Source organism: Nonomuraea sp. CA-143628 (genome assembly GCF_050942315.1).
In the GTDB taxonomy this organism is placed as follows: domain Bacteria; phylum Actinomycetota; class Actinomycetes; order Streptosporangiales; family Streptosporangiaceae; genus Nonomuraea.
In genome coordinates this window covers 13,453,118-13,473,218 of the sequence record NZ_CP192072.1, presented here as the reverse complement: position 1 = coordinate 13,473,218, position 20,101 = coordinate 13,453,118, and the positions used below count along the sequence as shown (strand labels likewise).

The 20,101-nt window shown below is 69.2% G+C and carries 34 protein-coding genes; 24 read left to right on the top strand and 10 right to left on the bottom strand.

Features of this window, described 5'->3' with window-relative positions:
• Positions 1 to 36 precede the first annotated feature (36 nt).
• The 15 genes from ACQP2T_RS61730 (at position 37) to ACQP2T_RS61660 (ending at position 7,286) form a co-directional block, all read left to right on the top strand.
• Complete coding sequence (locus tag ACQP2T_RS61730) at positions 37 to 666, top strand: hypothetical protein (protein ID WP_433513876.1); 630 nt, start codon at positions 37 to 39, stop codon at positions 664 to 666.
• A 55-nt stretch (positions 667 to 721) separates the two neighbouring features.
• A complete protein-coding gene (locus ACQP2T_RS61725) occupies positions 722 to 1,387 on the top strand; it encodes a hypothetical protein (protein ID WP_433513875.1) in 666 nt (221 codons plus the stop codon).
• The gene (locus tag ACQP2T_RS61720) at positions 1,387 to 1,734 is read left to right on the top strand and encodes a hypothetical protein (protein WP_433513874.1); all 348 of its coding nucleotides are present in this window, start codon (positions 1,387 to 1,389) and stop codon (positions 1,732 to 1,734) included. Before ACQP2T_RS61725 ends, ACQP2T_RS61720 begins: the two co-directional genes overlap by 1 nt.
• Positions 1,731 to 2,426, top strand: a complete 696-nt coding sequence (locus tag ACQP2T_RS61715; RefSeq protein ID WP_433513873.1) for an Lsr2 family DNA-binding protein — start codon at positions 1,731 to 1,733, stop codon at positions 2,424 to 2,426. The genes ACQP2T_RS61720 and ACQP2T_RS61715 overlap by 4 nt, the downstream gene beginning before the upstream one ends.
• 18 nt (positions 2,427 to 2,444) lie before the next feature.
• The gene (locus tag ACQP2T_RS61710; RefSeq protein WP_433513872.1) at positions 2,445 to 3,032 is read left to right on the top strand and encodes a hypothetical protein; all 588 of its coding nucleotides are present in this window, start codon (positions 2,445 to 2,447) and stop codon (positions 3,030 to 3,032) included.
• Between the two features lie 45 nt (positions 3,033 to 3,077).
• On the top strand, positions 3,078 to 3,242 hold the full coding sequence (locus ACQP2T_RS61705; protein WP_433513871.1) for a hypothetical protein: 165 nt from the start codon (positions 3,078 to 3,080) through the stop codon (positions 3,240 to 3,242).
• Between the two features lie 110 nt (positions 3,243 to 3,352).
• The gene (locus tag ACQP2T_RS61700; protein ID WP_433513870.1) at positions 3,353 to 4,246 is read left to right on the top strand and encodes a hypothetical protein; all 894 of its coding nucleotides are present in this window, start codon (positions 3,353 to 3,355) and stop codon (positions 4,244 to 4,246) included.
• Positions 4,247 to 4,360: 114 nt separating this feature from the next.
• On the top strand, positions 4,361 to 4,603 hold the full coding sequence (locus ACQP2T_RS61695) for a hypothetical protein (protein WP_433513869.1): 243 nt from the start codon (positions 4,361 to 4,363) through the stop codon (positions 4,601 to 4,603).
• A complete protein-coding gene (locus ACQP2T_RS61690) occupies positions 4,600 to 4,860 on the top strand; it encodes a DUF6234 family protein (protein ID WP_433513868.1) in 261 nt (86 codons plus the stop codon). Before ACQP2T_RS61695 ends, ACQP2T_RS61690 begins: the two co-directional genes overlap by 4 nt.
• Positions 4,861 to 4,868: 8 nt before the next feature.
• On the top strand, positions 4,869 to 5,318 hold the full coding sequence (locus tag ACQP2T_RS61685) for a 6-pyruvoyl trahydropterin synthase family protein (protein WP_433513867.1): 450 nt from the start codon (positions 4,869 to 4,871) through the stop codon (positions 5,316 to 5,318).
• A gap of 41 nt (positions 5,319 to 5,359) precedes the next feature.
• Complete coding sequence (locus tag ACQP2T_RS61680; RefSeq protein ID WP_433513866.1) at positions 5,360 to 5,965, top strand: helix-turn-helix domain-containing protein; 606 nt, start codon at positions 5,360 to 5,362, stop codon at positions 5,963 to 5,965.
• Between the two features lie 13 nt (positions 5,966 to 5,978).
• Positions 5,979 to 6,128, top strand: a complete 150-nt coding sequence (locus ACQP2T_RS61675) for a hypothetical protein (protein ID WP_433513865.1) — start codon at positions 5,979 to 5,981, stop codon at positions 6,126 to 6,128.
• Entirely contained in the window at positions 6,125 to 6,472 is a 348-nt protein-coding gene (locus ACQP2T_RS61670; protein ID WP_433513864.1) for a hypothetical protein, read from the top strand. Before ACQP2T_RS61675 ends, ACQP2T_RS61670 begins: the two co-directional genes overlap by 4 nt.
• Positions 6,469 to 7,020, top strand: coding sequence for a hypothetical protein (locus tag ACQP2T_RS61665; protein WP_433513863.1), 552 nt, complete (start codon positions 6,469 to 6,471; stop codon positions 7,018 to 7,020). The genes ACQP2T_RS61670 and ACQP2T_RS61665 overlap by 4 nt, the downstream gene beginning before the upstream one ends.
• Entirely contained in the window at positions 7,017 to 7,286 is a 270-nt protein-coding gene (locus ACQP2T_RS61660) for a hypothetical protein (protein ID WP_433513862.1), read from the top strand. The genes ACQP2T_RS61665 and ACQP2T_RS61660 overlap by 4 nt, the downstream gene beginning before the upstream one ends.
• Before the next feature lie 184 nt (positions 7,287 to 7,470).
• Here the strand turns inward: ACQP2T_RS61660 and ACQP2T_RS61655 are convergent, their stop codons facing one another.
• From ACQP2T_RS61655 to ACQP2T_RS61645, 3 genes are all read right to left on the bottom strand, one after another.
• Complete coding sequence (locus ACQP2T_RS61655) at positions 7,471 to 7,851, bottom strand: hypothetical protein (protein WP_433513861.1); 381 nt, start codon at positions 7,849 to 7,851, stop codon at positions 7,471 to 7,473.
• A gap of 101 nt (positions 7,852 to 7,952) precedes the next feature.
• A complete protein-coding gene (locus ACQP2T_RS61650; protein WP_433513860.1) occupies positions 7,953 to 8,297 on the bottom strand; it encodes a hypothetical protein in 345 nt (114 codons plus the stop codon).
• A gap of 59 nt (positions 8,298 to 8,356) precedes the next feature.
• Positions 8,357 to 8,911: a hypothetical protein gene (locus ACQP2T_RS61645; protein ID WP_433513859.1), complete on the bottom strand. Its 555-nt coding sequence runs from the start codon at positions 8,909 to 8,911 to the stop codon at positions 8,357 to 8,359.
• A 198-nt stretch (positions 8,912 to 9,109) separates the two neighbouring features.
• Here ACQP2T_RS61645 and ACQP2T_RS61640 point away from each other — a divergent pair, with 198 nt between their 5' ends.
• The 6 genes from ACQP2T_RS61640 to ACQP2T_RS61615 all read left to right on the top strand — a co-directional run bounded on the left by ACQP2T_RS61640 (position 9,110) and on the right by ACQP2T_RS61615 (position 13,054).
• Positions 9,110 to 9,994 (top strand): hypothetical protein, encoded by an 885-nt coding sequence (locus ACQP2T_RS61640; protein ID WP_433513858.1) that lies wholly within the window; start codon positions 9,110 to 9,112, stop codon positions 9,992 to 9,994.
• An 84-nt stretch (positions 9,995 to 10,078) separates the two neighbouring features.
• The gene (locus ACQP2T_RS61635; RefSeq protein WP_433513857.1) at positions 10,079 to 10,264 is read left to right on the top strand and encodes a hypothetical protein; all 186 of its coding nucleotides are present in this window, start codon (positions 10,079 to 10,081) and stop codon (positions 10,262 to 10,264) included.
• A 7-nt stretch (positions 10,265 to 10,271) separates the two neighbouring features.
• Positions 10,272 to 10,523, top strand: a complete 252-nt coding sequence (locus ACQP2T_RS61630; RefSeq protein ID WP_433513856.1) for a hypothetical protein — start codon at positions 10,272 to 10,274, stop codon at positions 10,521 to 10,523.
• A 67-nt stretch (positions 10,524 to 10,590) separates the two neighbouring features.
• Complete coding sequence (locus tag ACQP2T_RS61625; RefSeq protein WP_433513855.1) at positions 10,591 to 11,067, top strand: hypothetical protein; 477 nt, start codon at positions 10,591 to 10,593, stop codon at positions 11,065 to 11,067.
• Positions 11,068 to 11,184: 117 nt separating this feature from the next.
• On the top strand, positions 11,185 to 12,066 hold the full coding sequence (locus tag ACQP2T_RS61620) for a hypothetical protein (protein WP_433513854.1): 882 nt from the start codon (positions 11,185 to 11,187) through the stop codon (positions 12,064 to 12,066).
• 175 nt (positions 12,067 to 12,241) lie between these two features.
• The gene (locus ACQP2T_RS61615) at positions 12,242 to 13,054 is read left to right on the top strand and encodes a peptidoglycan recognition protein family protein (protein WP_433513853.1); all 813 of its coding nucleotides are present in this window, start codon (positions 12,242 to 12,244) and stop codon (positions 13,052 to 13,054) included.
• 151 nt (positions 13,055 to 13,205) lie between these two features.
• Here ACQP2T_RS61615 and ACQP2T_RS61610 read toward each other — a convergent pair whose 3' ends face one another.
• Complete coding sequence (locus ACQP2T_RS61610) at positions 13,206 to 13,907, bottom strand: hypothetical protein (protein ID WP_433513852.1); 702 nt, start codon at positions 13,905 to 13,907, stop codon at positions 13,206 to 13,208.
• A 125-nt stretch (positions 13,908 to 14,032) separates the two neighbouring features.
• Between ACQP2T_RS61610 and ACQP2T_RS61605 the strand changes: the two genes are divergently transcribed.
• Positions 14,033 to 14,230, top strand: a complete 198-nt coding sequence (locus ACQP2T_RS61605; protein ID WP_433513851.1) for a hypothetical protein — start codon at positions 14,033 to 14,035, stop codon at positions 14,228 to 14,230.
• 1 nt (position 14,231) lies between these two features.
• Here the strand turns inward: ACQP2T_RS61605 and ACQP2T_RS61600 are convergent, their stop codons facing one another.
• The 5 genes from ACQP2T_RS61600 to ACQP2T_RS61580 all read right to left on the bottom strand — a co-directional run bounded on the left by ACQP2T_RS61600 (position 14,232) and on the right by ACQP2T_RS61580 (position 17,592).
• Positions 14,232 to 14,765: a hypothetical protein gene (locus ACQP2T_RS61600; RefSeq protein WP_433513850.1), complete on the bottom strand. Its 534-nt coding sequence runs from the start codon at positions 14,763 to 14,765 to the stop codon at positions 14,232 to 14,234.
• 29 nt (positions 14,766 to 14,794) lie between these two features.
• Complete coding sequence (locus tag ACQP2T_RS61595; RefSeq protein ID WP_433513849.1) at positions 14,795 to 15,883, bottom strand: MAB_1171c family putative transporter; 1,089 nt, start codon at positions 15,881 to 15,883, stop codon at positions 14,795 to 14,797.
• A gap of 9 nt (positions 15,884 to 15,892) precedes the next feature.
• Complete coding sequence (locus ACQP2T_RS61590; protein WP_433513848.1) at positions 15,893 to 16,387, bottom strand: hypothetical protein; 495 nt, start codon at positions 16,385 to 16,387, stop codon at positions 15,893 to 15,895.
• A gap of 60 nt (positions 16,388 to 16,447) precedes the next feature.
• The gene (locus ACQP2T_RS61585; protein WP_433513847.1) at positions 16,448 to 16,927 is read right to left on the bottom strand and encodes a helix-turn-helix domain-containing protein; all 480 of its coding nucleotides are present in this window, start codon (positions 16,925 to 16,927) and stop codon (positions 16,448 to 16,450) included.
• Positions 16,928 to 17,160: 233 nt separating this feature from the next.
• Entirely contained in the window at positions 17,161 to 17,592 is a 432-nt protein-coding gene (locus ACQP2T_RS61580; RefSeq protein WP_433513846.1) for a helix-turn-helix domain-containing protein, read from the bottom strand.
• Positions 17,593 to 17,660: 68 nt separating this feature from the next.
• Here ACQP2T_RS61580 and ACQP2T_RS61575 point away from each other — a divergent pair, with 68 nt between their 5' ends.
• Entirely contained in the window at positions 17,661 to 19,067 is a 1,407-nt protein-coding gene (locus ACQP2T_RS61575; RefSeq protein WP_433513845.1) for a hypothetical protein, read from the top strand.
• 90 nt (positions 19,068 to 19,157) lie between these two features.
• On the opposite strand, the gene ACQP2T_RS61570 is transcribed toward ACQP2T_RS61575, so the two are convergent.
• Positions 19,158 to 19,514, bottom strand: a complete 357-nt coding sequence (locus ACQP2T_RS61570; RefSeq protein ID WP_433513844.1) for a hypothetical protein — start codon at positions 19,512 to 19,514, stop codon at positions 19,158 to 19,160.
• A gap of 359 nt (positions 19,515 to 19,873) precedes the next feature.
• On the opposite strand from ACQP2T_RS61570, the gene ACQP2T_RS61565 reads away from it, so the two are divergent.
• Complete coding sequence (locus ACQP2T_RS61565; RefSeq protein WP_433513843.1) at positions 19,874 to 20,098, top strand: hypothetical protein; 225 nt, start codon at positions 19,874 to 19,876, stop codon at positions 20,096 to 20,098.
• Positions 20,099 to 20,101 lie beyond the last annotated feature (3 nt).

The window sequence follows — 20,101 nt, the reverse complement described above, 5'->3', positions numbered from 1 at the left end:
CCACAGCGAGGCGGGCCCACACTCCGGAGAAACCGCGTGATCGACACCCGCCCCATCACCCTCACGGACGCCCAATGGGACCTCGTGCTCGCCACCGCCCACCTGGCACCGAACTTCGCCATCCAGGAGTTCGACGACGTCCACACCGTCCTCATCCGCGCCCACAACGCGCTCCGCCACGACCTGCCCGAGGACGACGAGCGCCGCATCGACGCCATCACCGGCATATCCCTCTGGCGCGTCGCCGACTCCCGCAACGACGACTTCCTCCTCAGCGTGACCCTCGCCCCCGGCGTCACCCCCCAGTCCGACCTCATCGATCTGACGGACCTCAAGGAGACCACCACCGCCGCCACCGGCTGGTCGGCCATCCGCGCAGTCCTCACCCGGCTGATCGCCGAGCGCAACAAGGTCTGCGAAGCGTTCGCAGAGGCCGCCCTCGACTTCGACGGCTTGGTCGGCTACGCCGAACACCGTGGCGTGGACGCCGGGGACCTGTTCGACGTCGTCCACGACACCGCCAGCGCGCACGCCAGCGACATGAACAACGCCGGGCTCGACTCCCAGATCCCCTACTTGATCGAGCAGAACGGGCGCAGTGCCACCCGCGACCTCATCGACGAACTCGCGGCCGACAACGCCGACGACGAGCCCGACACCGACTGACACCCGCTGGGGCGGCGAGCACCGCCGCCTGCCCACCCCACCGGAGAACCACCCCGTGACCATCACCGTCACCGGCCCGGCCGCGCTGCTCCACACCAGCGGAGCCCGCTTCAAGGCCCTGACCCGCGCCGTCATCCCGTTCGTCGCCGAACACGAGGATGCCACCGCCCCGGCCCCCATCACGCATCTGCACATCGAGGCCGTCAACAACGAACTCCTGCTCATCGGCACCGACCGCAAAACCCTCGCCATCGTCCGGCAGCCGCTCACCGCCGCATCCGCGAAATTCGCCGTCCGCGTGTCCGTGCCCGCCAACGCGATAGGCCGCCACCTCGACGACATCAACAACAAGACGCGCGTCTCCCTCGCCATCGAACCAAGAAAGATCACACTCGCCTACGGCCGCACCGAAGCCCACATCCCGGCCCGCCCCAGCGAACTGCCCTGGCGGAGCGCTATCACCGACAACCTGACGTCCGACGACGTGCTCACCGACCGCTTCATGATCGACGCATCCCACCTGGCAAGGCTCGGACCCGCCAAAGCTCTCGCCAAGCCGCGCAAGCCGATGAACATCCACCTGCGCGGCAGCGACCGCCCCCTCATCGCCACCGCAGGCGGCACGTTCCTCGCCCTCATCATGCCCCGAGTGATCCCCGGCCACCCCGGCGCAACCCTGCCCGACCAGCCACTCGACTCCTGGCTCGACCTCCTCGACTGATGAGCGACATCACCAACTGGCTCGCCCTCACCGACCAGGACCAGGTCTGGATCGACGCGGACGGGCGCGAGCACGTCATCACCGACATGGATCCCGGCTACTGCTGCCGGGTCCTGGCCTGGCTCCACCGCAACGCCGACAACGTCGTCAACGAGGCCACCCGGGTCATCGACCGGGCGCCGCTGCCCGACGTGCACACCGTCGCCTACGACATCGTCGCCTTCTCCGCCGAGACCGACGTCATGCGCGACGACCCGCACGCCTGGCTCGCCACCACCCCACTCATCACCACCCTGCGCATCCGCGCGGGGTGGCTCACCCCAGACCGACAGGACATCCACTCATGACCGCCGCCCTGGCCGAACGGCCGACCACCCAGCAGCAGGGCGTCACACCCGCCTACGCCCGCGCCCTGTACCTCCTCACCCAGGGCCACGAGGCCAAGGACGCGGCCAACGCGACCGGCGTCACACTCGGACGGCTCGTCTCCCTCGCCCGCCAGCAGGGATGGACCATCCACCCCGCCACCCATCGCGCCACCGACCCCAGCCGCGACAACTTCACGCCCGTCCTCGCCCCCGAACTCCAGGCCCTTTCCGACATCTGGACCGGCCGACCCCGCATCGTCAACGACCCCGACGAGCAGGACAAGCTATACAACGCCAGCGAACTGCTCGCCGCCGCCGCCGACTGCGACGACCGCCACGTTCAGGCCGCACTCGACCGCGCCCGCAAGGCCCTCGACAAGCTCCACACCATCCACACGGAGGTGGAGGAGCGGAGAATCGCCGCAGCGCAACGCGAAGCCGCCAAGCAGGCCGCCGCCGACCAGGTCGCCGAACTGGAGCAGAAGCTCGCCGCCGCCCGCGAGAAGGCCAAGGCGCTCGGCGCAACCCCCAAGCGCACCGTGTCCGGCGACCGCGACCACGACCACACCATCCGCGAATGGGCCAAGGCCCAGGGCCTACCCATCAGCGAGCGCGGCCGCATCCCCGGCACCATCCGCGACCAGTACGACGCCGCCCACCCCGCCGCCTAACCCACGAAAGGCCCCCTCATGACCAGCACCAGCACCCTCGCCGCGACTGTCCTCCGTGACGGCAAGCGCGGCCCCGTCACCATCCTCTTCTGCACCGCCACTCGACAGGACCCGGCCGTTCCGTATATCGCCACCGACGAATACCGCGAGGACTACCACCGCAAGCCCGGCCTGAAGCGCAACCGCTCCGTCGCCCTCATCATCCCGGCCCGGCCCCGGTACGACGAGCCGATCGCCGTCTACAGGGCCGCCCTCAAGTTCCAAAGCGTGCAAGAGCTCGACGCGCTCATAGAGCAGCTCGCCGAGCTCCGCCCCCATCTGACCGCGACGTTCCCCGCCAACCCCGACGACACCGCCGTCATCATCGACGGCGAGCACCTCGTCTGCCCGTGCTGCGGCGCCAAGGACACCATCACCGGACGGCAGAGCGCCACTCGCCGTGTCGCCGTCGCCCTGGCCCCGGCCACCGGCGTTGCCAGAGCCGGGATCGTCGCCAAGGCGATCGACGGCGATGGCGAGGAGGGCCGCTACTTCTTCGACGTGATCACCTGCGGAAAGTGCGGCAACGCGCTCTACCTCCCGGACGACGCCACCGTCAACCGGTAACCACCCCAGGAGGGCGGCGCCCGCGACGAGATCACCGAGCACGAGATGACCAGACGCGAGATCGCGTTCAGCATCGCCGGCGACGGCCGCATCGTCGCTGACCCTGGCCAGCCGTACGACCCCGTGAGCAAGTACTTCGACTGCGGCCAGTGCGGCTCCCGCGTCGTCATGCCAGGCGACCAGAAGATCGTCTACCCCTGGTCCGACTGACTCGCCACTCAGCACACCTCGATAGACGCCATTAAAGAACGCTGCTAAGGTTTGGGCTGCGGGCGGGAGCGAGCGGCGCCTCCCGCCCGGCACCCGGAAGGAACCACCACGTGACCACCCCCGACATCAACGAACGCTACGTCCTCGTCCAGGACGGCATGTCGATGTACTACCTGATCGTCACGGTCAAGGGCACCTACAACCCCGCAGCCGCCAACGCCACCGTCTACGCCAACGGCGAGCCCATGACCAAGCTCAACAGCCCCGGCTGGTGGGGCACCACCAGCCCCGGCCCGCACGAGATCGCCGTCCACATCCGCAACGCCGACCACACCGTCCGCTGGGACCTGAAGGACCCCGACGCGGAAAGCGCCCGCTTCCCGCGCACCCTCACGCCCGAGCAGTTCAACGAGCGCTCTGGCGACGACGACATGTGGTTCAGCCTGTACTCCGCCGCCAGGGAGCCGACTGAGCCCACCGTCGTCCCCGTGGACGGCCCCTGGATCGTCCTCCAGGACGCCCCGCTCCCGCCCGACGCCAAGGCCACCCCGACCTGGACCGCGAGCCTGCCCACCACCCTCACCAAGCGAGGCGAATACCGCCACCTCTTCCCCGGCTACCTGTCCGGCCTGCGCAACCACCTCGCCGACATCATCAAGCGCATGCCGTACGTCACCGGCTGCTACAACCAGGACCAGGTGCTCAAGGTCTACATGACCGTCCCCCTGGAAGTGCCGGAGAAGAAGTGGGTCACCCCACTCACACTCGACAAGCGCAGGAGGCCCAAGCCCGTGCTGCGCGAAATCACCGTGGACCGCCACTTCCACCTGCCCGTCCCCGACCAGGTCCAGGGCAGCAGCCAGGCCGACGCGCTCAAGAACTGGGACGAGCAGGTCGAGCACTGGACCGGCGTCGTCGAGTCCGCGTCCGTCAAGGCGTGCAGCGCCTGCCACGGTCGCGGCCACGTCCTTGACGGCGCGGAAGGGTACATCCCCACCAAGTAGGCCAACACGGAAACGCCCCGCCGCCCACGAAGGGCGGCGGGGCGTTCGCCTGCCGAGGGCCGCCGCAAAATCGGAGCGAGACGTTAACCCCGTCCACTCGGGATGCTCCCGCGCATGATCGCCCACACCGCACCCCCGAGCGCGCCGCCCACGCTGGCCGACGCCGGCACACCCATCTACGACCAGCTCCTCACCGAGCACGCCGGCCTGTTCGACCGCGCCCCCTGGACTGCGGCCACGCACCAGGACGCCGCCGCGCAACCCGACCAGGCCGGCATCGACACCGCCGTGATCCCGCGCATCACCGCGCCAAACCCGTGGTTCACCCCGCGGCTTCCCGCAGGCGCGGCCGCGTGAACGCCCCCGACCTGGACGCCGAGGACATCGCCCTCCTGGCCGGCTGCGGCGCCTTCGTCGGCGCCCTCGTGCGGAACCTCGTCATCGCCGCTCTGCTCATCGCCTCCGTGGCCACCACGGGCGCGTGGTCCGGCGTGCTGTGGTCCGCCGCCGCCGCCTTCATCGCCTTCTCCGCCATCAGCGCCGCGAACCGCACCTACCGTCGGCGCCGCCCCCGGCCGGCGCCCGCCCGTACCACCGTCAAGACCAGCCGATAGGGACGCCCGTGTACGCCGCCCAGCTCACCCACACCTTCGACGCCGCGCACCGGCTCCCGAACCTGCCCGGCAAGTGCGTCAACCTGCACGGCCACACCTGGCGCGTCACCGTCAGCATCACCGCCCCCCGCCTGAACGACGGCGTGCTCGTCGAATTCGGCAGCTTCAAGCACCTGATGCGGGACTGGATCGACACACACCTCGACCACGGGACGATGCTCGGCGCCGCTGATCCCCTCCTGCCCGCCCTGCGCGCCGAAGGGTGCCGCGTCTTCGTCTTCGACACCAACGCCGGCCATGCCAGTTCCTGGCCGACCGTCGAAACCGTCGCCGCCCTCATCGCCCACCACGCCGACCGGTGGCTGTTCGACCTGCCCACCCCACACCCTGACGTGCACATCGCCCGCGTGGACGTCGCCGAAACACCCACCAACACCGCCACATGGACATCCGCATGACCGAACTCCACCCCTTCAGCACACCCCACCAGGAGTACGACATGACCCACACACGCCGCGGGCCCGGCCGCCCGACCAAGCTCACACCCGACCTGCAAGGCCGCCTCATCAACCTGCTCGGCGACGGCTACTCACCGGCCGAAGCCGCCCGCGAGGTCAACATCTCCCCGTCCACCGTCTACCACTGGCGCCGCAGCCACCCGGCCTTCAGCTCCGCCGTGGACCGAGCCCGCAACGAACCGCGGCCCGCCCTCGCCTCCGTCTCCCAGCAGCCGCCCATGCACATCGCCGCGTCGCTGGCCGCACCCACGCCCGGGGTGATCCGCGAGATCATCCGGCAGCATCCGGACGGCGTGATCGAGATCGAACGCCACTACGCCGACAGCGCGCCAGCCTCAGCACTGGCCGCGCCTCAACCTGCCCCGTCAGCCGGACCGACCGGCCACGCCAACGACCACCAGGAGATCCTCACCAGCCTGCAACGCATTCACCCCCGCAGCATCGCCAGGGTGCAGCTCGACTATCTCACCGGCCACCGAGAGCGCACCCTTCAGGTCCTGCGCGCGCTGGAAGCCCTCCACCTCGTAGAGCGGCAGGTCCACGGCAACCACACCAGATGGCGCGCCACGGCGCGCCCCAGCCACTGACAGGAGCTCACCGGTGACCTACCTGGACCCGAATCGCATCAACGAGGCCCGCCTGGAGTGCCTCAAGCTCGCCGCCGAGCACGTCGGCACCTACGAGGCCAAGCCTGACGAGATCGTGGAGGCCGCCCGCCGCTTCGAGACCTACCTCACGGAGGGCAAATGAGCCTCGACCACCGCGTGCCCCTGACCGCCATCTTCAAGCCGCCCGGCGTGCGCGACGCCGCACCCCGGATCGACCGGCTCACGGTCACCGTCGCAGCGTCGGACGGCAGCACGATCACCCTGGACATAGCCGAGCCCCTGGGGGCCGGGATCGACTACCGCGCCGAGCGCGGCCAATGCGCGCACAACATCGGCGTACTCGGATTCGCGGCCGCCGTGCCGTGCCACTGCCAGGAAGAACAGGATCTCGTCCTGTCCATCCAGCTCAACCCGTGGCGCGACGACGGCCAACCCGCCTACACCGTCACCACCCAGCAGGCACCCGAGCGAGGCAGCAGCCCATGAGCACCGACGACGACGAGACCAAGCAGCCCGGCGGCCGCCGCACCAAGCTCACCCCTGAACTTCAGGAACGGCTGTGCGGCCACATCCGCGAAGGGCTCTACCTGACCACCGCGTGCGCCCTCACCAACTTGGGCGAGTCCACCGTCTACCGGTGGCTCGCCGACGCCGAAAAGGACGACGCGCCGGAGGATCTGCGCGCGTTCGCCGAGGCGGTCGAGCGAGCCCGCGCCGAGGCCGAACGGCTCGCCGTGGAGGTCATCTTCACCGACTTCAAGGGCGGAGTGCTCATCAAGGAGTCCGAACGCCCGGACGGCAGCATGGAACGGCAGTGGACGCCGCCGAACGGCAAGCTCGCCCTGGAATACCTCTCCCGCACCCGGCGGGACCGCTACCAGCCCGTCAAGGCCCTGGAGATCACCGGCAAGGACGGCGGACCCGTTGCCATGTCGCACGGCGTGGACCTCACCGGCCTGGCCGACCGCGTCGGCCAGGCCGCCCGCGAAGCCCAAGCCGCCGGCGACAGCGATGGGGGAGAGGCCACCCCGTGACCGAGCCCCGAACTGTCACCCGCGCCTTCCGGCACGCCGCCACCGTCGCCGACCGGCCCGGCGTCGCCGTCGCCTACCAGGCGCTCGAAGACGCGCTCCGCCGCGAGATCGCCGAACGCATCCTGCGGCAGCGCCAGCCGTGCCACGACCACCCAGCGGCCGGCCGCGCCTCCTGCACCGCGTGCGGCGAGAGCCATGCTTACAGCCAGGCCGCGCGTATGGCGCTCGGCATTCCTGAGGAGTTGCCTGCGGGGGCCAGCTCCTGACCTCGTCGGCGTGGCGGCCCACGCCCTCGAGGTGCGTTGCTCTGCAACGCGGAACGGCCCGCCAGCGTGAGTGACGCTGGTGGGCCGTTCGATGTGTCAGGGGTGGCGCTATGCGGGGGAAACTCCAGCGCCCCAGCTACAGGGCGGATGACTGGCTATCCGTCCCGCCGCGCCGCACCCCACGTCAGGCCGGGATGGCGGGCTGCAACGGGGACGATGCGGGCCATGCCGGGACGGGCTCAGCCGGACCCGGGAACCACCACTGCGCGATGTGCGCGGTGTGCTCGGCGTGGTCACCGTGTGCCGCGATCACCTTAAGGTGCCACTCGCCCTCCAGGTGGCGGGCGATGGCGTCGAAGTAGGCGCGGGCCAGTTCGGGACGCGGGACGCTCGACAGCACGAATACCCGGATGATCCGGTTGTCCGAGTCCACTTCGGTCATGTGGCGCGGGTCGAGGTCGAGCGGCGCGAGCGCCGGGAACGCCCGCATGTCGGCCTTGGGGATGTCGCCGCGCCGCTGCGCGTCGAACAGCACGCGGATGAGGTCGGAGCGCGTGAACTGCACGAGGGTTTCCTTCCGGTAGATGGGCCCGGCCGCCGCTCGGACGGGCCCAGGGGTGTCGCTTCTGGAACGGGCCCGCCCGCCGTGCGGGCGGGCCCCAGAGTTCAGGAGAGGCGGAGCAGGTGAGGGGCGAGGGTGCGGAGCTGGTCGGCGGTCAGGTCGCGGCTGCGGCCCTGCTCGTCGATGCCGCACACCAGGACCGGCCCGTACCACGGGATCCACAGGCCGCCGAGGCGGACGGACAGCTTGGTCGCGGGTATGTTGCCTTCGCCCATGCCCAGACACTGCCTGTCCGGGTCGATCCACATGCCGACGTCCGGGGCGAGCTGGTGACGCTCGGCGGAGAAGGCGTTGAGCAGGTCCAGCGTCAGGGGCAGCGTGCAGGCGGTGGCGGGCAGGTTGACGACACGCATTTGCCGGTTCGGCAGCAGCAGAATCGAGGCGCTCACAGGTTTCCTTCCGGGGGGAGGGGGCCCGCCCGCCGCTCGGGCGGGCCCAGGAGGGGCGATCAGGCGGCATCCGAGACGAAGATGGCGTTGATCACGACCAACTCGCCGTACCGCTCGGCGAACCGCTCGTCCGCCTTGGCCTGCACCCGCGCCTTGGCGGGGATCTCCGGCGCGTAGGCGGGGTTGAGCCACAGCACGAGCGCCGGGTCGCGGCCCTCGTCGTGCGTCTCCTCCGTCAGGTGGGCGTTCCGGAAGCCGTCGTAGGAGGCGAGCTGGACGCGCTGCTCGTGCGTGAGGCTGACCAGGTAGGCGCGGCACAGTTCCCGCGCCTGGACGAAGTCCTCAGCCACCGCCTCGAAGCCCGTGGCGGCCGCGATGCGACCCATGTGGGCCAGCGCGTCCATCACGTTGTTGCGGATCTGGATCCACGAAGTGTGGTCGCCCACGTACCGGATCGCGATCTGGTGCGCCAGTGCCAGCGACTGCGCGACCCGGTCCAGGTCCCCCTGCACGCGGGCGGCGCCGATTCCGTAGTGCGTGGGCAGAACGGTGAGCGCCAGCCGCATGAGCCAGTTCAGGTGGGCCTGGTGCGAGGACTCGCGGGTCTTGGTCATCTTGGGTGTTCCTTCCGGTTGGGGGGGCGCCGCTCGCTCCCTGCCGACACCTCAAACATTAGCAGTATTCTTTAATGTTGTCTACAGCGGCAATCACCTCTTTGCCCGTGTAGACACCACTAAAGATGACTGCTAATGTTTGAGGTGTTCGGCGGGAGCGAGCGGCGTTCCCGCAGGAAACACACCGGAAGGAAACGCATGCGTTTCGCCTCTCTGACCTGCGTGTTCGCGACCCTGGTCGCCCTCGCGGTCGGCTGCCTCTTCATCCTCCCCGCCGCCGCCAACGCGGCCCCGGCGGAGAGCGGGCAGATCACCTCTCCCATCCCCGGCGCGGCCCTCACCACGGGCAAGCCGGTCACGGCCAAGGCCGTCGTCACCGACGCCTGCACCGCCACTCTGACCCTGCGCACCCCCGCAGGCGACAAGACGAACCTCGCCAAGGAGTCGGGCACCGCGACCTGTCTCGGTGAGATCGCCCTCACCGCGACCTTCACCCCGGACAAGCCCGGCGACTACACCCTCACGGTCATCGGCAGCGTCCCCCTCAGCGAGGTCAGTCTCACGGCCACCGCCGCTCCGAGCCCGACCCCGACTGTCACCGTGACGGAGACGACGACCCCCAGCGCCAGCCCTTCGGCCAGCACCACCCCCAGCGCCAGCCCGACGCCCACCGCGACCGTGACCAAGACCGTCACGCCGAAGGCCAGCGCCACCCCCAAGAAGTCGGCCACGGCCAAGCCTCGCGTGACCACCACCGCCACCGTCAAGGTCACCGAGCCCGCCCCCGCCACCGCCCAGCAGCCCACCGTGAACTACGTCCCCGCCGTCCCGACCACCACCCCCAGCGGCACCGACCCCAACGAGGACACCCCGCTCCAGACCGCCGCACCGGTCACCACCGTGACCGCCCAGCCTGACTACGCGGCGCTGCTCGCCTTCCAGAACATGGCCGCCAACAGCAGCAACGGCAGCCTCTGGGACGCGGTCCTCCCCGTCGTCACCATCCTGGTCATCCTCGCCGCCCTCGCGGTCGCCGCCTGGATCGGCTTCAAGACGTTCCGCAAGCGCGGACGCCACCACTGAGCCCAGACCTAACCCCGCCTGCCCCGGCACCATCCGCCGGGGCAGGCACCCCCACCCGCCCAAACCTGCTCAGTGGAGACCCACATGCGCACCGCGCTTGCCCGCCACACCTCCCGCGCCGTAGGCCGCGCCGCTGGCCACCTCGCCCGACTCGCCGAGCGTCTCAACCCGCCGTACGAGGAGCCCGCCCACACCTGCCGCACCTGCGACGCCCCCGCCGTCCACTACGCCCCCGGCTTCGGCTGGGTCTGCGCCAACACCGGCCACTAGGAGCGCCATGCACCCCGACGCCGAACTCTGGCACGCCAAGCACGCCCTCGGCGCGGCCCGCCGCAGCGTCACCCGCTGGGGACGCTTCCTCCGCATCGCCGTGCGCGTCCCCATGGCCACCCCGATCGACATGGCCCACGCCCTCGCCATCCGCGACGCCGAGACCCGGCCGCTCGTCGCCAAGCTCCTGAACCGCTACGAGCGCGCCCAAGGCGACCTCCAGGCCGCCCGCATCAACCTCACCGACCTCAACCACTAAACGATCACCACGGGCCCGTACGAGCGGCGTACGGGCCCCTCCTCACACCGGAAGGAACCACCCCCGCATGACCCGCATCCCTGACCTGACCGTCGTCTGCGGCGGCTGCACCGCCGAGCGCGGCCAGCCCTGCGATCCGTACTGCCCGTACGAGACCGGCGACCCCACCAACAGCGACCGCGCCGAAAGCGGCATCGTCGCCATCAACGCCTACGTCAACGACGCCTACATGGTCGACAACCGCGACCTCAGCCGCGACGACGACCTCGACCAGGCCGCCCGCGACCTGATCGGCGACGTCTTCCACCGGCTCGACCGCGCCCGCGTCCACCCCGGCGTCATCCTCCGCCAGGCGTACAACCGCTACCGCGAGGAAGCCCTCACCGACAACCCCGGCGACCGGCCGACCGTCGCCTACGCGGCCGCCTGCGGGTACTGCGGAGCCGAACGCGACCAGCCCTGTTACTGGGCGTGCGAGTCGTGGGGGCTGTCCGAACAGAACCGCCACACCGAACCCGCCCTCCACACTCCGACCGACCTCTAACCCGCCCGGCCGGAGCCGCGCCCCGCGCGGGCGCGGCTCCCCACCACCAGGAACCGACCGGCGGGCCCGTACGAGCGGCGTACGGCCCGCCAGCACCACCGGAAGGCACCACCCCCGATGATTCAGCCCCACACGTTCTTCGCGCCCGACGAGCTCGACTGCCTCGTCATGACCGCCGCCGAGTTCATCGCCGGACACGACCCCGATGGGGATCTTTCCATCCGGCAGCGGGAGCTCTCCGAACTGGCCTGCCAGATGTTCATCGACCCCGGCGAAGATGACTACCAGCTCCCGCCCGCCACCGACCCCAACCTCACCCGCGTCATCGTCACCCTGGAGACGTACGCGCACGTGTCCCGCACCGTCACCGTCGCCGTGGACGTCCCCCACGCCATCGCCGCCGACACCGACGCGATCAGCGGCCACCTCAACGAAGGCGGCGTCTACTGGCTGGAGCTCGCCGAGCACTACCACGCCGCCGACGACCTCGAAGTAACCGACGTCTGGCTCGGCGTCTCGCCCCATCCGCCCGTCTTGCACAGCTACGCCCTCGACGTCGAACTCGATGCCGTGGCCCGTCTCGACGCGCACACCGTGGAAGACGCCAAGCGGATCCTCTCCGAAGCGCTTCAAAGCATCTCGTTCGGCGCGTTCGGCGCGGTCCGCATCACCGAGGCCACCATGAACCAGCAGCCGCGCGTGTTCGAGATCGACGGCCAGGAGACGGACGCTCCGCGCCCGTACACCGTGACCGGCCTGCTCGACCTCGGCATGTCGCCGTCCCCGCTGTACGTCGCTGGAGTGGTCGAAGGCGAACGCGACACGTGCGACAGCGACAGCAACAGCGGCGAGTACGGCGAATACCAGCGGTACGCCGTCACCGTCTACGCCTGCGACGCCGACGAGGCGGCCGCCACCGCCGAAGGCTTGATCCTCGACGAGGACGACGAAGACGACGAGGAAGAGGAGAGCGGCGAGGACCTGGCCCAGGCCGCCTAGCCGCCCCCGGCCGAGCGCCGACCGCCCCGCGCGGTCGGCGCTCGCCCGCGTTCAGAACCGTTCGGGAACGTCCACCGGTGTTCGGGCCCGGACACTAACCCACCCCGCCCGACACGCTCCCTTCTTCAACCGCCAGGACCTCGAGGGCCTGGACCGCGAACGAGGGGGCACACCCGTGCAAACCATCACGTCGCCGAACAAGCACAAGGGCCGCATCACGCCGATCCGCGTGATCGTGGTGCACACCATGGAGACCGGCGAGTCTGGGAACGTCGCCGAGAGCGTCGCCGCCTACTTCGCCCGACCCAGCACGAATGCGTCCGCCCACCTGTGCGTGGACAACAACAGCGTCGTCCGCTGCGTCTCCGACAGCGACACCGCATGGGCCGCCCCCGGCTGCAACTCGGACGCCTTGCAGATCGAGCTCGCCGGACGCGCCGGCCAAAACGCAGCCCAATGGGCCGACGAGTACAGCAAGAACCTGCTCGACCTCGCCGCCCGCCAAGTCGCCGCCTGGTGCAAGACACACAGCATCCCCGCCCGCCGGCTGACCCGCGCGCAGCTCCGCGCCGGCCAGCGCGGCATCGTCGGCCACCAAGACGTCAGCGCCGTCTACAAGCGGTCGGACCACTGGGACCCCGGCAGCAACTTCCCGTGGACCTCGTTCATCGCCAAGGTCAACCACCACCTCAACGGCGGCACCACCGCGCAGCCGTCCAAGCCGACCACGAGCAAGCCGTCCACCTCCAAGCCGTCCGGCTGGCCCGCCTTCCCCGGCCGCCTGCTCACCTACCGGCCCGGCAAGCCGCTCATGAGCGGAGCCGACGTCACCACCTGGCAGAACCGCATGAAGGCGCTCAAGTACACGATCACCGTGGACGGCCAGTACGGGCCCATGAGCAGCGCCACCACCAAGGTCTTCCAGCGCGCCGAAGGCCTCCCCGTGGACGGCATCGTCGGCCCGAACACCTGGCACGCCGCCGGCTGACCCCGCCCCCGCACAAACCCGCGAACCCTACACAACCCTGCACTCCCGCAGGTCACATCCCTGGAGCCCACATGTCTCGCACAGCCCTGCGCAAGCTCGTCCTGGCCCGGCCGCCAGCGGTACGTCACAGCCTGATACGGCTGGATACGCGTTACGGCTGCCGGCGCTCGGAAACCTGGGCGAGGAAGTGTTCCATGGTGGCGAGCTCGGCCACCGGCCCATACGGCTCGTGGCCCAGCTGCTCACGAATTCCACGGCGGCCGAGCCACCCGAGATACCAGCGGCCAACGATCCGCCCGAGGATGCCGTTCTCATCCTCCTGGAACACTGTGACACCGCCCGCCCCGCAGACCGCGAACTGAACGCCCCAGTACGGCGTCATGAGGACTTCGCCATACTCGTCGCTGGTTACCTCCATCGTGCACCGTACCCACCAGGCCCGCTCCGGCCGCCAGCAGCCGCCCAGCGACCAGGCGATGACCTCGATCCAGCCCTCGTCTGGGCGCGGATTGATCCACACGCTGGTATTGCCGTCCCGCCTGGCCAGGAGACTCTGAACGCCCGCGTGCAGCCGCTTGGCGACTCCCCCAGCACGATCGGCCAACAGCGCCACGACCGCGGCCCCGTCGAGGTCCCAGCGCTCCGGCTCCATCCGGAACCACACATTGTTCAGGTCCACGGCGCCCCCATCTGGGATGTCGTGGAACATCGGCCACGCCGCGCGGCGCGCGGTTTCCTTTTCGGCCGCCTCTGCCGCCTGCCGGTCGAGCTGGGCGCGTTCCTTCTCCGTGACGGGTAGGCCCAGCAGGTCCCTCTCCCATGCTGGCAGCGGCTCGGGGGTGGTGTCGTCCATCGCGTCTCCGATCCCGTGGGCCGCCCCTCGGGGCGGCCGCTCTCCTTCTCTCACTAGCTACTGATGGACGAACGACGCTGCAGTCTCCTGACGTGCAGGTTTGCGCGCGGCAGGCAGGCCGAGCAGTGACCGCCGCCGGTATCGTCCTGACGATCCTCATCGCGACGGTCGCGCGGGTGCTCGTGTCCGGCCTGTGCACGTTCGTCGGACTGTGCATCGCCATGAGCCGTAGCGAGCTCGGCGGCATGGCGGTGATGTTCCTCGGGCCCGTGGCGGCGTTCGCGGTCGCCGCCAGCGTGTCCATCGCGCTGATCTGGGGCTGAGCTACAGCAGTACGGTGAGCGTGGCCAGCGTGGCGGCCGCGCCCGCCACAGCGCCCGCCAGCGTCTGCGCCGGCGTGTGGTCGCCGAGCACCGCACGCGACCAGCCGATCAGCCCCACCACGACAGCGCCGAGCAGGCCCACCACCCACATCCAGCCGCCCGGCAGCACCCAGGCGACCATGACGACGCTGCCTGCGGCCACAGCCGTGTGAAACGAGATCTTCCACCCGGCCACGGTGACCGGCCCGAGCACGGCGAGCGTGGCCAGCATGATCGCGACGCACGCCACCATCACCTGGGGGGCGCCGAGCACGACGAGCAGCGCGAGCGCGACCACCACCAGCGCCACGATGACCGCGATGAGCTTCGGCCGTTGAGACCGGTCGGTGATGTGGTGGTTGCCGAACCGGCCCGACCGTACGCCGAGCGCGATCACGGCCGCGGGGACCCCGCCGCACAACACCGCGGCGATCACCGCCCAGCCGAGCCCGACCAACCCGCCCGTGATCGCCCCCACTAGGAGCGGCAGCCCCATCACGAAGTTCTTCGGCGCCAGCGCCTCCGTTAAGAAGCGGGCAAGACGGTTCTCTCCTCGCTGGACTGCCTGAACGCCGCCGATACCTGACGAAGCCACGCTGTTTCCCTTTCGATGTTGCCGGCAAAATCAGGGCCGGGAAGGTTGCCAGAAGGGATGCCCACCTCGTCGCGTCCGCGGGCAGCCTCAAGAGATGAGTGGAGCCACTCGGCCACCTCGCCCGGGTCCTCAGTCGCCGGCGGCTCGGCCACCGACGACAGCTTCAGCATCCCGTCGCGAATCTCCACCACCTGCCGCACCCGCCGCGTCTGAAGCGTCCCCTCCATACCGAGCGCCACGTCCGGATACAACGCGGTGAGCGCATCCCATACCGGCCGCAGCTCCCGCATGATGCGGATCTCCCGAAGGCGTGCCGTGCCCGCCCGCCAGGCCGGGATCGACGTCCCCGCAGTGATGCCCACAATGCAGATCAGCAGAGTGACCTGACCGAACACAGGTATCTCCCGCCAGGCTGTGTCCGGGTTGATAAGGGTCGCGACGTTGACGGTCATCACCTCGGCGCGGTTGATCACGCCGGACACCATGCCGATCGTGGACAACACCAATCCGACCCGCAGTAGCGGCGGGGCCTTGCGCGCGTAGCTCGCGAACATCCACCCGGCGGCCGCAAGGCACGTCATCAGCCACAAATCGAAGACGGCTAGATAGACGCGGCCCTGCCATGCCGTTTCGCCGGGCGCGTGAGCGCCATCCACCCAGTAGATGCGGCCGCCACGAGCGAGGAACATCAGAATCAGGACGGTCATCGTCATCACGGCGGTGGGCCAGATCCAGCGGCCCCGGGAAGAGTTCGGGGCGCGAGTGATGGTCTCAACATAGGCCAACAAATAGGTGGCGCTCAGCAGGCCGGTCAGGTGGCGGAGCAGGGTGGCCAGCTCCGTCTGGGTGGTGGCGTCCAGCCAGGCGACGACGGGCTCCGCCGAGAAGATCCTGCTCATGGCCAGGCCGGTGAACGCGCCCCAGAGCTTCCGCTGCGGGGCAGAATGCATCGCTGGTCGGATTCGGGAGAGCGCAGCCCCCCACAGCAGAACCATGACTAACCAGTCAACAACTCCCACACGCTGCTCCTACTCGTATCCGAATGTCTGGCGAAGCTTCCGAAGCCCCTCATCACCGTCGGTGTCATCGTCGGGCGGTTCGTTCGCGCGCATCAGGATGAGCGTCGCCAGTCGTTCGGCGTCACGCTCCTCTACGGTCTCGTACCGGCTGCGCCCGACCGCGCGGTTCACCACGACGCCCAAGGCCGGCCCGAGAAGCCGGCGCAACGCCATCTCGGTGTTCCCGCCGACCTTGCCGTGATCGAGCAGCATGTGGGAGACCTCGTGCAGGACGATGTGCACGCGCAGCAGGCCACGAGCGCCAGGCGCGACGAAGATGTGGTCAACTCGCTCGCTGGAGATCCACAGCCCGTTAACGGTGCTAGCCGCCGCCTCGGGCAAGTCATGCACAAGGAGAGGGCGGCCGCGGCTCCGGCGGATGTGTTTCAGGTACGCCTCAATGCTGAACGGCTGCGGGACCGGTACAGAGTCCAGAGCCGCGGACAGGTCTGGATTGAACCGCACCTTGAGGGAACCTTTCCGGGCAGACTGGAGAGCCTACCCCGATCCCCGGCCCAAGATCGTCTACATTTCGTAGTCCTCGGGTTGCATGCGCCGCTCGGCCGCGAGCATCGTGTTTACGATCTGCTCGACCGCGTCCAGCGAAAGTTCCTCTGTCAGCCCAGTCATGCGTTCGGCGATGTTCTGCACGCGCAGTTCGCTCATGCCCTGCCGGACTCTGTCGATCTGGGCCTGCTCCTCGGCAGACAGACTCTGTTTTGCCTTCTCCTGCTCGGGGGGATCTCCGGCCAGCCATCCGACCGTCACCTCCAGCAGGCGGGCCAGCGCCTCGACCTTGTCGAGCGAAGGATTGGCTGCCTCGCCCTTCTTGAGCTTCCCGACGTACTCATGCGACATCGGAGTGCCCTGCCTCTTCAAGGCTCTGGCTGCTCCCCGGTCAGTAAGCCCCTTCTTGGCCAACGCCTCAGTCAGCCGATCGGCGGAGAACGGCACCGGTACCAACTCACCTTCCGGGGTAATCCACTCCATCGTTCTGGCCGCCAAGAGTACACAATCTTGGCTAATGGCGGTTAAGAGTTGACATTTGACTCCTCAAGCGATCGAATCAACCCCCGAGTGGTAACCAGCGACGACCACCTACCCCGCCAGCCGACGCGTACTTGGAGCAACGACTTGTCACACCGCAGCGCTGCGGCCCTGACCTCGCCGCCTCTCACTGCTCCGCCGACACGCCACCCCAGCACCGCAACGCGCGGCAGAGCGCTACCGGCTGGCGATCACACGCCCGGGTCGAAAGGCAGTCCATGCTCCTGGCGCTCCCGCTCGATCGCGCGAGCGATCCGCCTGCGCGCTTCTGGTGGCAGCTCAGCCACCCGCCGGAACAGGCATAGCTGCGACTCAACCGCTTGGAGCAGCTCCTCATCGGGCCCCTCCCGCATGTACTCGACCGGGACACCGTAGAAGCCAGCGATCCCGACCGCTTTATCCACGGAGATAGATTTCCGCCGGCCGGTCTCCAGTAGCGACAGATAAGCGTCCGTTATGGGCGTGCCCGCTGCGGTGATCCGCTTCGCCACCTCGCGCAGAGAGTACGGCTCGCCGTCCTCCGGATTGATTGTCAGCTCGCGTAGCCGCTTGAGCCGAGCCGCTAGTGAGGGCATCCCACCTGCCCAAACGCGCTGCTGACCATGGTTGACATAGGTGCACATTAGTCGGAACGATGAACCATCCAAAGACGCTAACTACTGTTAGTGGAGCCTCCTCCAAGGAGCACCGCATGGATCACGAACCCCAACAGCCTGGAGACTTCGGGCTTCTCCTCGACCTCTACCTGCGCGGCCACCGAGCCCCCGACGAGTCCACCAAGTTCGCGCTCATTGACGCCCTGGCCAGCGAACTAGCCATCGCCGATCAGCGAGCGAAAGTCCTCCTCGCCCTGCTGTCCCTCGAGGCTGAACGCATCGTCAACGACGAGGACGTCCAGACCAAGGTCATCGTCTCCCACATCCAGAACAAGACGCCGCTCGACCGAAAGAAGACCGCGCTCTACGATCTCATCAAGAAAGCGCCCGACGCCGGCGCACTTCTCACCGACTTGCTCCAGCGCGAGCAGGCGCTCCTCCAGCAGGCAGCCGACGACCCCCGCGTCAGCGCCGCATACCGGCTTGCCGCCCGCGCCCGCGTCATCCAGATGCGCGAGGCCACCAAGCGGTTCATCGGCCGGTTCAACCGCATCCCCATCTCCGCGTTGTTGCCCTTCGGCGCAGGCGGACTCCTCGGCAGCAAGGCTGCGGCAATCTCCGGCGGCGCTACGGGAGCCGCCGCCGCAGGTGCCGCAACTCCAGCAGCAGCGGGCACGGGAAGCGTCGCAGGAGTGGCGGCCCCGGCCGTCGCCGGCACCGCGGGCGCCACGAGCTTAGGAGCCGCCGCCGTCAGCGGGGGAGGGACAACTCTGGTCGGTGCGGCCAGTCAGGTCATCGCTCAGGTTGCCAACGCAACAGGCATCACCTTCACGCAGGCCGCAACCGCCGTGGCAGCCACGGGCCTGGTCGCGGCCGCGCCCCTCGTCCTCGACATGCCGCGGGAGCCAACTCCCATCGTCGCGCTCGCCGAACCGGACACGGCCGAGCCTTCTGTTGTCCCCTTCTGGGGCGAGCCTGCCGGACGGGACACCCCGACCGCCGCGCCGACGTTCACCATGTTCACGTCCACGCCCGCTACCACGGCGGCCCCTCCCGTGAGGACGACCTCTCTCACGTCGGCGAACCCCTTCATCTCAGCATCGAAGGCAACGAAGGCGGCGGCAGTACCCACGGTGCAGCCGACGCAGAAGTCTGCGACCGCCATGCCTACCGTCGCGGCGACGGTGATCGCCACGGCTGCCGCCAACGCGCCGAAGCCGACTGCCACCCCGACGCTGCCCCCCACGCCGACATACACCCCCACGCCGACGTTCACGCCCACGCCGTCATTCACTCCCACTCCTGGCGGGCCCACGACGCCGGACCCCGGCACGCCAGGCCCCGGCGCCCCCACCCTTGGGCCAACCCCCACCCTTGGGCCAATGCCCACCCTTGCCCCCGACACCGACGTCACGGAACCGCCACCACCCACGAACCTGCCACCCGGCCCGCCCCCTGGACTACCGGCACCGGCCGCCGCCTGGTGGTACAGCCGCCCCTGACCGGCACCCCGAGACAGGCCCTCGTCTCCGCCCCTTGTGGGCTGCGCAAAACCCACCCCATTGCTTTGCGGGAGGGACGGAGACGAGGCCCTACACCTCCCGGAACTGCTCCATCAGCTTGAGCTTCTCCTCAGTCACCTCGCGCAGGAACCACCACGCCGCACGCTCCCCCCGCTGATGCAGCAGCACCCGCTCGCGCACGTCCAGCCCCGTCGTTGTCCCGTCCAAGTCCAGCAGATACGCACGCAGCGTGTTCATGCGCTTCACCTTCGGCACCACCATGCCGATCAGCGCGTCGTACTCGTCCACGACCACGCGCGGAGCCTCGTACCGGGCGTGGACCGCCGTCACCACCCACCACACCAGCGGGTCATCGTGCGGGACCACCCAGCCGCCTGACCCGCGATCCGCCGGCCAGTTGAGCAGGTCCACCCGCAATAGCTCCACACGCTCACGCTATCGAACGCATGTACCAACTCCGCAAGGCGCGGGGGAGTGGAGCCTGCTCGGTCGGCAGCGCCGCCTGCTGCGCGCTCGCGAGGTCGGCACAAATCGGCTCGCCGTGCTGACCGCTGCTGGGCGAACTTGGCGTCGCCGGGGTGATGGAGATGTCGGAGTGGAGGTCGAGCCCCCTCCGGCCCCCAAGGTCTTCCGTGCTTTCGGCGCCCGGGGGCGAGAGCGACTAGCCCGGGGGAGGGGACGAGCGCAACTGATCAAACCCTTGTAGACAACATTAAAGAATGCTGCTAATGTTTTGATCTGTAAGCGGCACTCGGCCGCACCAGCTCGACCCAGAGGAGCAGCACGTGACCCCCATCCAGATCGCCACCGTTGCCATCGCCCTGTCGATCAAGACGGCCACGCTCCTCTTCCTCTACCTCGCCCGCCGCAACCGGCGCCGCAACGCCGCCGAGCGCGCCACCTATCCCACTGTCTGCGTCGGCACCGACGCCAACGGGACCCCGACCTACTTGACCGCCCACGCCGACATCGTGGACGACGTCATCCGGCTCCGCCGCGACAACGCCTGACCT

What these genes read in the sequence shown, in the direction of transcription:
- ACQP2T_RS61720 (WP_433513874.1), top strand. Translation starts at nt 1,387, where the DNA reads ATGAGCGACATCACCAACTGGCTCGCCCTCACCGACCAGGACCAGGTC.
- ACQP2T_RS61715 (WP_433513873.1), top strand. Translation starts at nt 1,731, where the DNA reads ATGACCGCCGCCCTGGCCGAACGGCCGACCACCCAGCAGCAGGGCGTC.
- ACQP2T_RS61710 (WP_433513872.1), top strand. Translation starts at nt 2,445, where the DNA reads ATGACCAGCACCAGCACCCTCGCCGCGACTGTCCTCCGTGACGGCAAG.
- ACQP2T_RS61705 (WP_433513871.1), top strand. Translation starts at nt 3,078, where the DNA reads ATGACCAGACGCGAGATCGCGTTCAGCATCGCCGGCGACGGCCGCATC.
- ACQP2T_RS61695 (WP_433513869.1), top strand. Translation starts at nt 4,361, where the DNA reads ATGATCGCCCACACCGCACCCCCGAGCGCGCCGCCCACGCTGGCCGAC.
- ACQP2T_RS61680 (WP_433513866.1), top strand. Translation starts at nt 5,360, where the DNA reads ATGACCCACACACGCCGCGGGCCCGGCCGCCCGACCAAGCTCACACCC.
- ACQP2T_RS61670 (WP_433513864.1), top strand. Translation starts at nt 6,125, where the DNA reads ATGAGCCTCGACCACCGCGTGCCCCTGACCGCCATCTTCAAGCCGCCC.
- ACQP2T_RS61665 (WP_433513863.1), top strand. Translation starts at nt 6,469, where the DNA reads ATGAGCACCGACGACGACGAGACCAAGCAGCCCGGCGGCCGCCGCACC.
- ACQP2T_RS61645 (WP_433513859.1), bottom strand. Translation starts at nt 8,911, where the DNA reads ATGACCAAGACCCGCGAGTCCTCGCACCAGGCCCACCTGAACTGGCTC.
- ACQP2T_RS61640 (WP_433513858.1), top strand. Translation starts at nt 9,110, where the DNA reads ATGCGTTTCGCCTCTCTGACCTGCGTGTTCGCGACCCTGGTCGCCCTC.
- ACQP2T_RS61635 (WP_433513857.1), top strand. Translation starts at nt 10,079, where the DNA reads ATGCGCACCGCGCTTGCCCGCCACACCTCCCGCGCCGTAGGCCGCGCC.
- ACQP2T_RS61630 (WP_433513856.1), top strand. Translation starts at nt 10,272, where the DNA reads ATGCACCCCGACGCCGAACTCTGGCACGCCAAGCACGCCCTCGGCGCG.
- ACQP2T_RS61625 (WP_433513855.1), top strand. Translation starts at nt 10,591, where the DNA reads ATGACCCGCATCCCTGACCTGACCGTCGTCTGCGGCGGCTGCACCGCC.
- ACQP2T_RS61620 (WP_433513854.1), top strand. Translation starts at nt 11,185, where the DNA reads ATGATTCAGCCCCACACGTTCTTCGCGCCCGACGAGCTCGACTGCCTC.
- ACQP2T_RS61610 (WP_433513852.1), bottom strand. Translation starts at nt 13,907, where the DNA reads ATGGACGACACCACCCCCGAGCCGCTGCCAGCATGGGAGAGGGACCTG.
- ACQP2T_RS61600 (WP_433513850.1), bottom strand. Translation starts at nt 14,765, where the DNA reads ATGGGGCTGCCGCTCCTAGTGGGGGCGATCACGGGCGGGTTGGTCGGG.
- ACQP2T_RS61580 (WP_433513846.1), bottom strand. Translation starts at nt 17,592, where the DNA reads ATGTGCACCTATGTCAACCATGGTCAGCAGCGCGTTTGGGCAGGTGGG.
- ACQP2T_RS61575 (WP_433513845.1), top strand. Translation starts at nt 17,661, where the DNA reads ATGGATCACGAACCCCAACAGCCTGGAGACTTCGGGCTTCTCCTCGAC.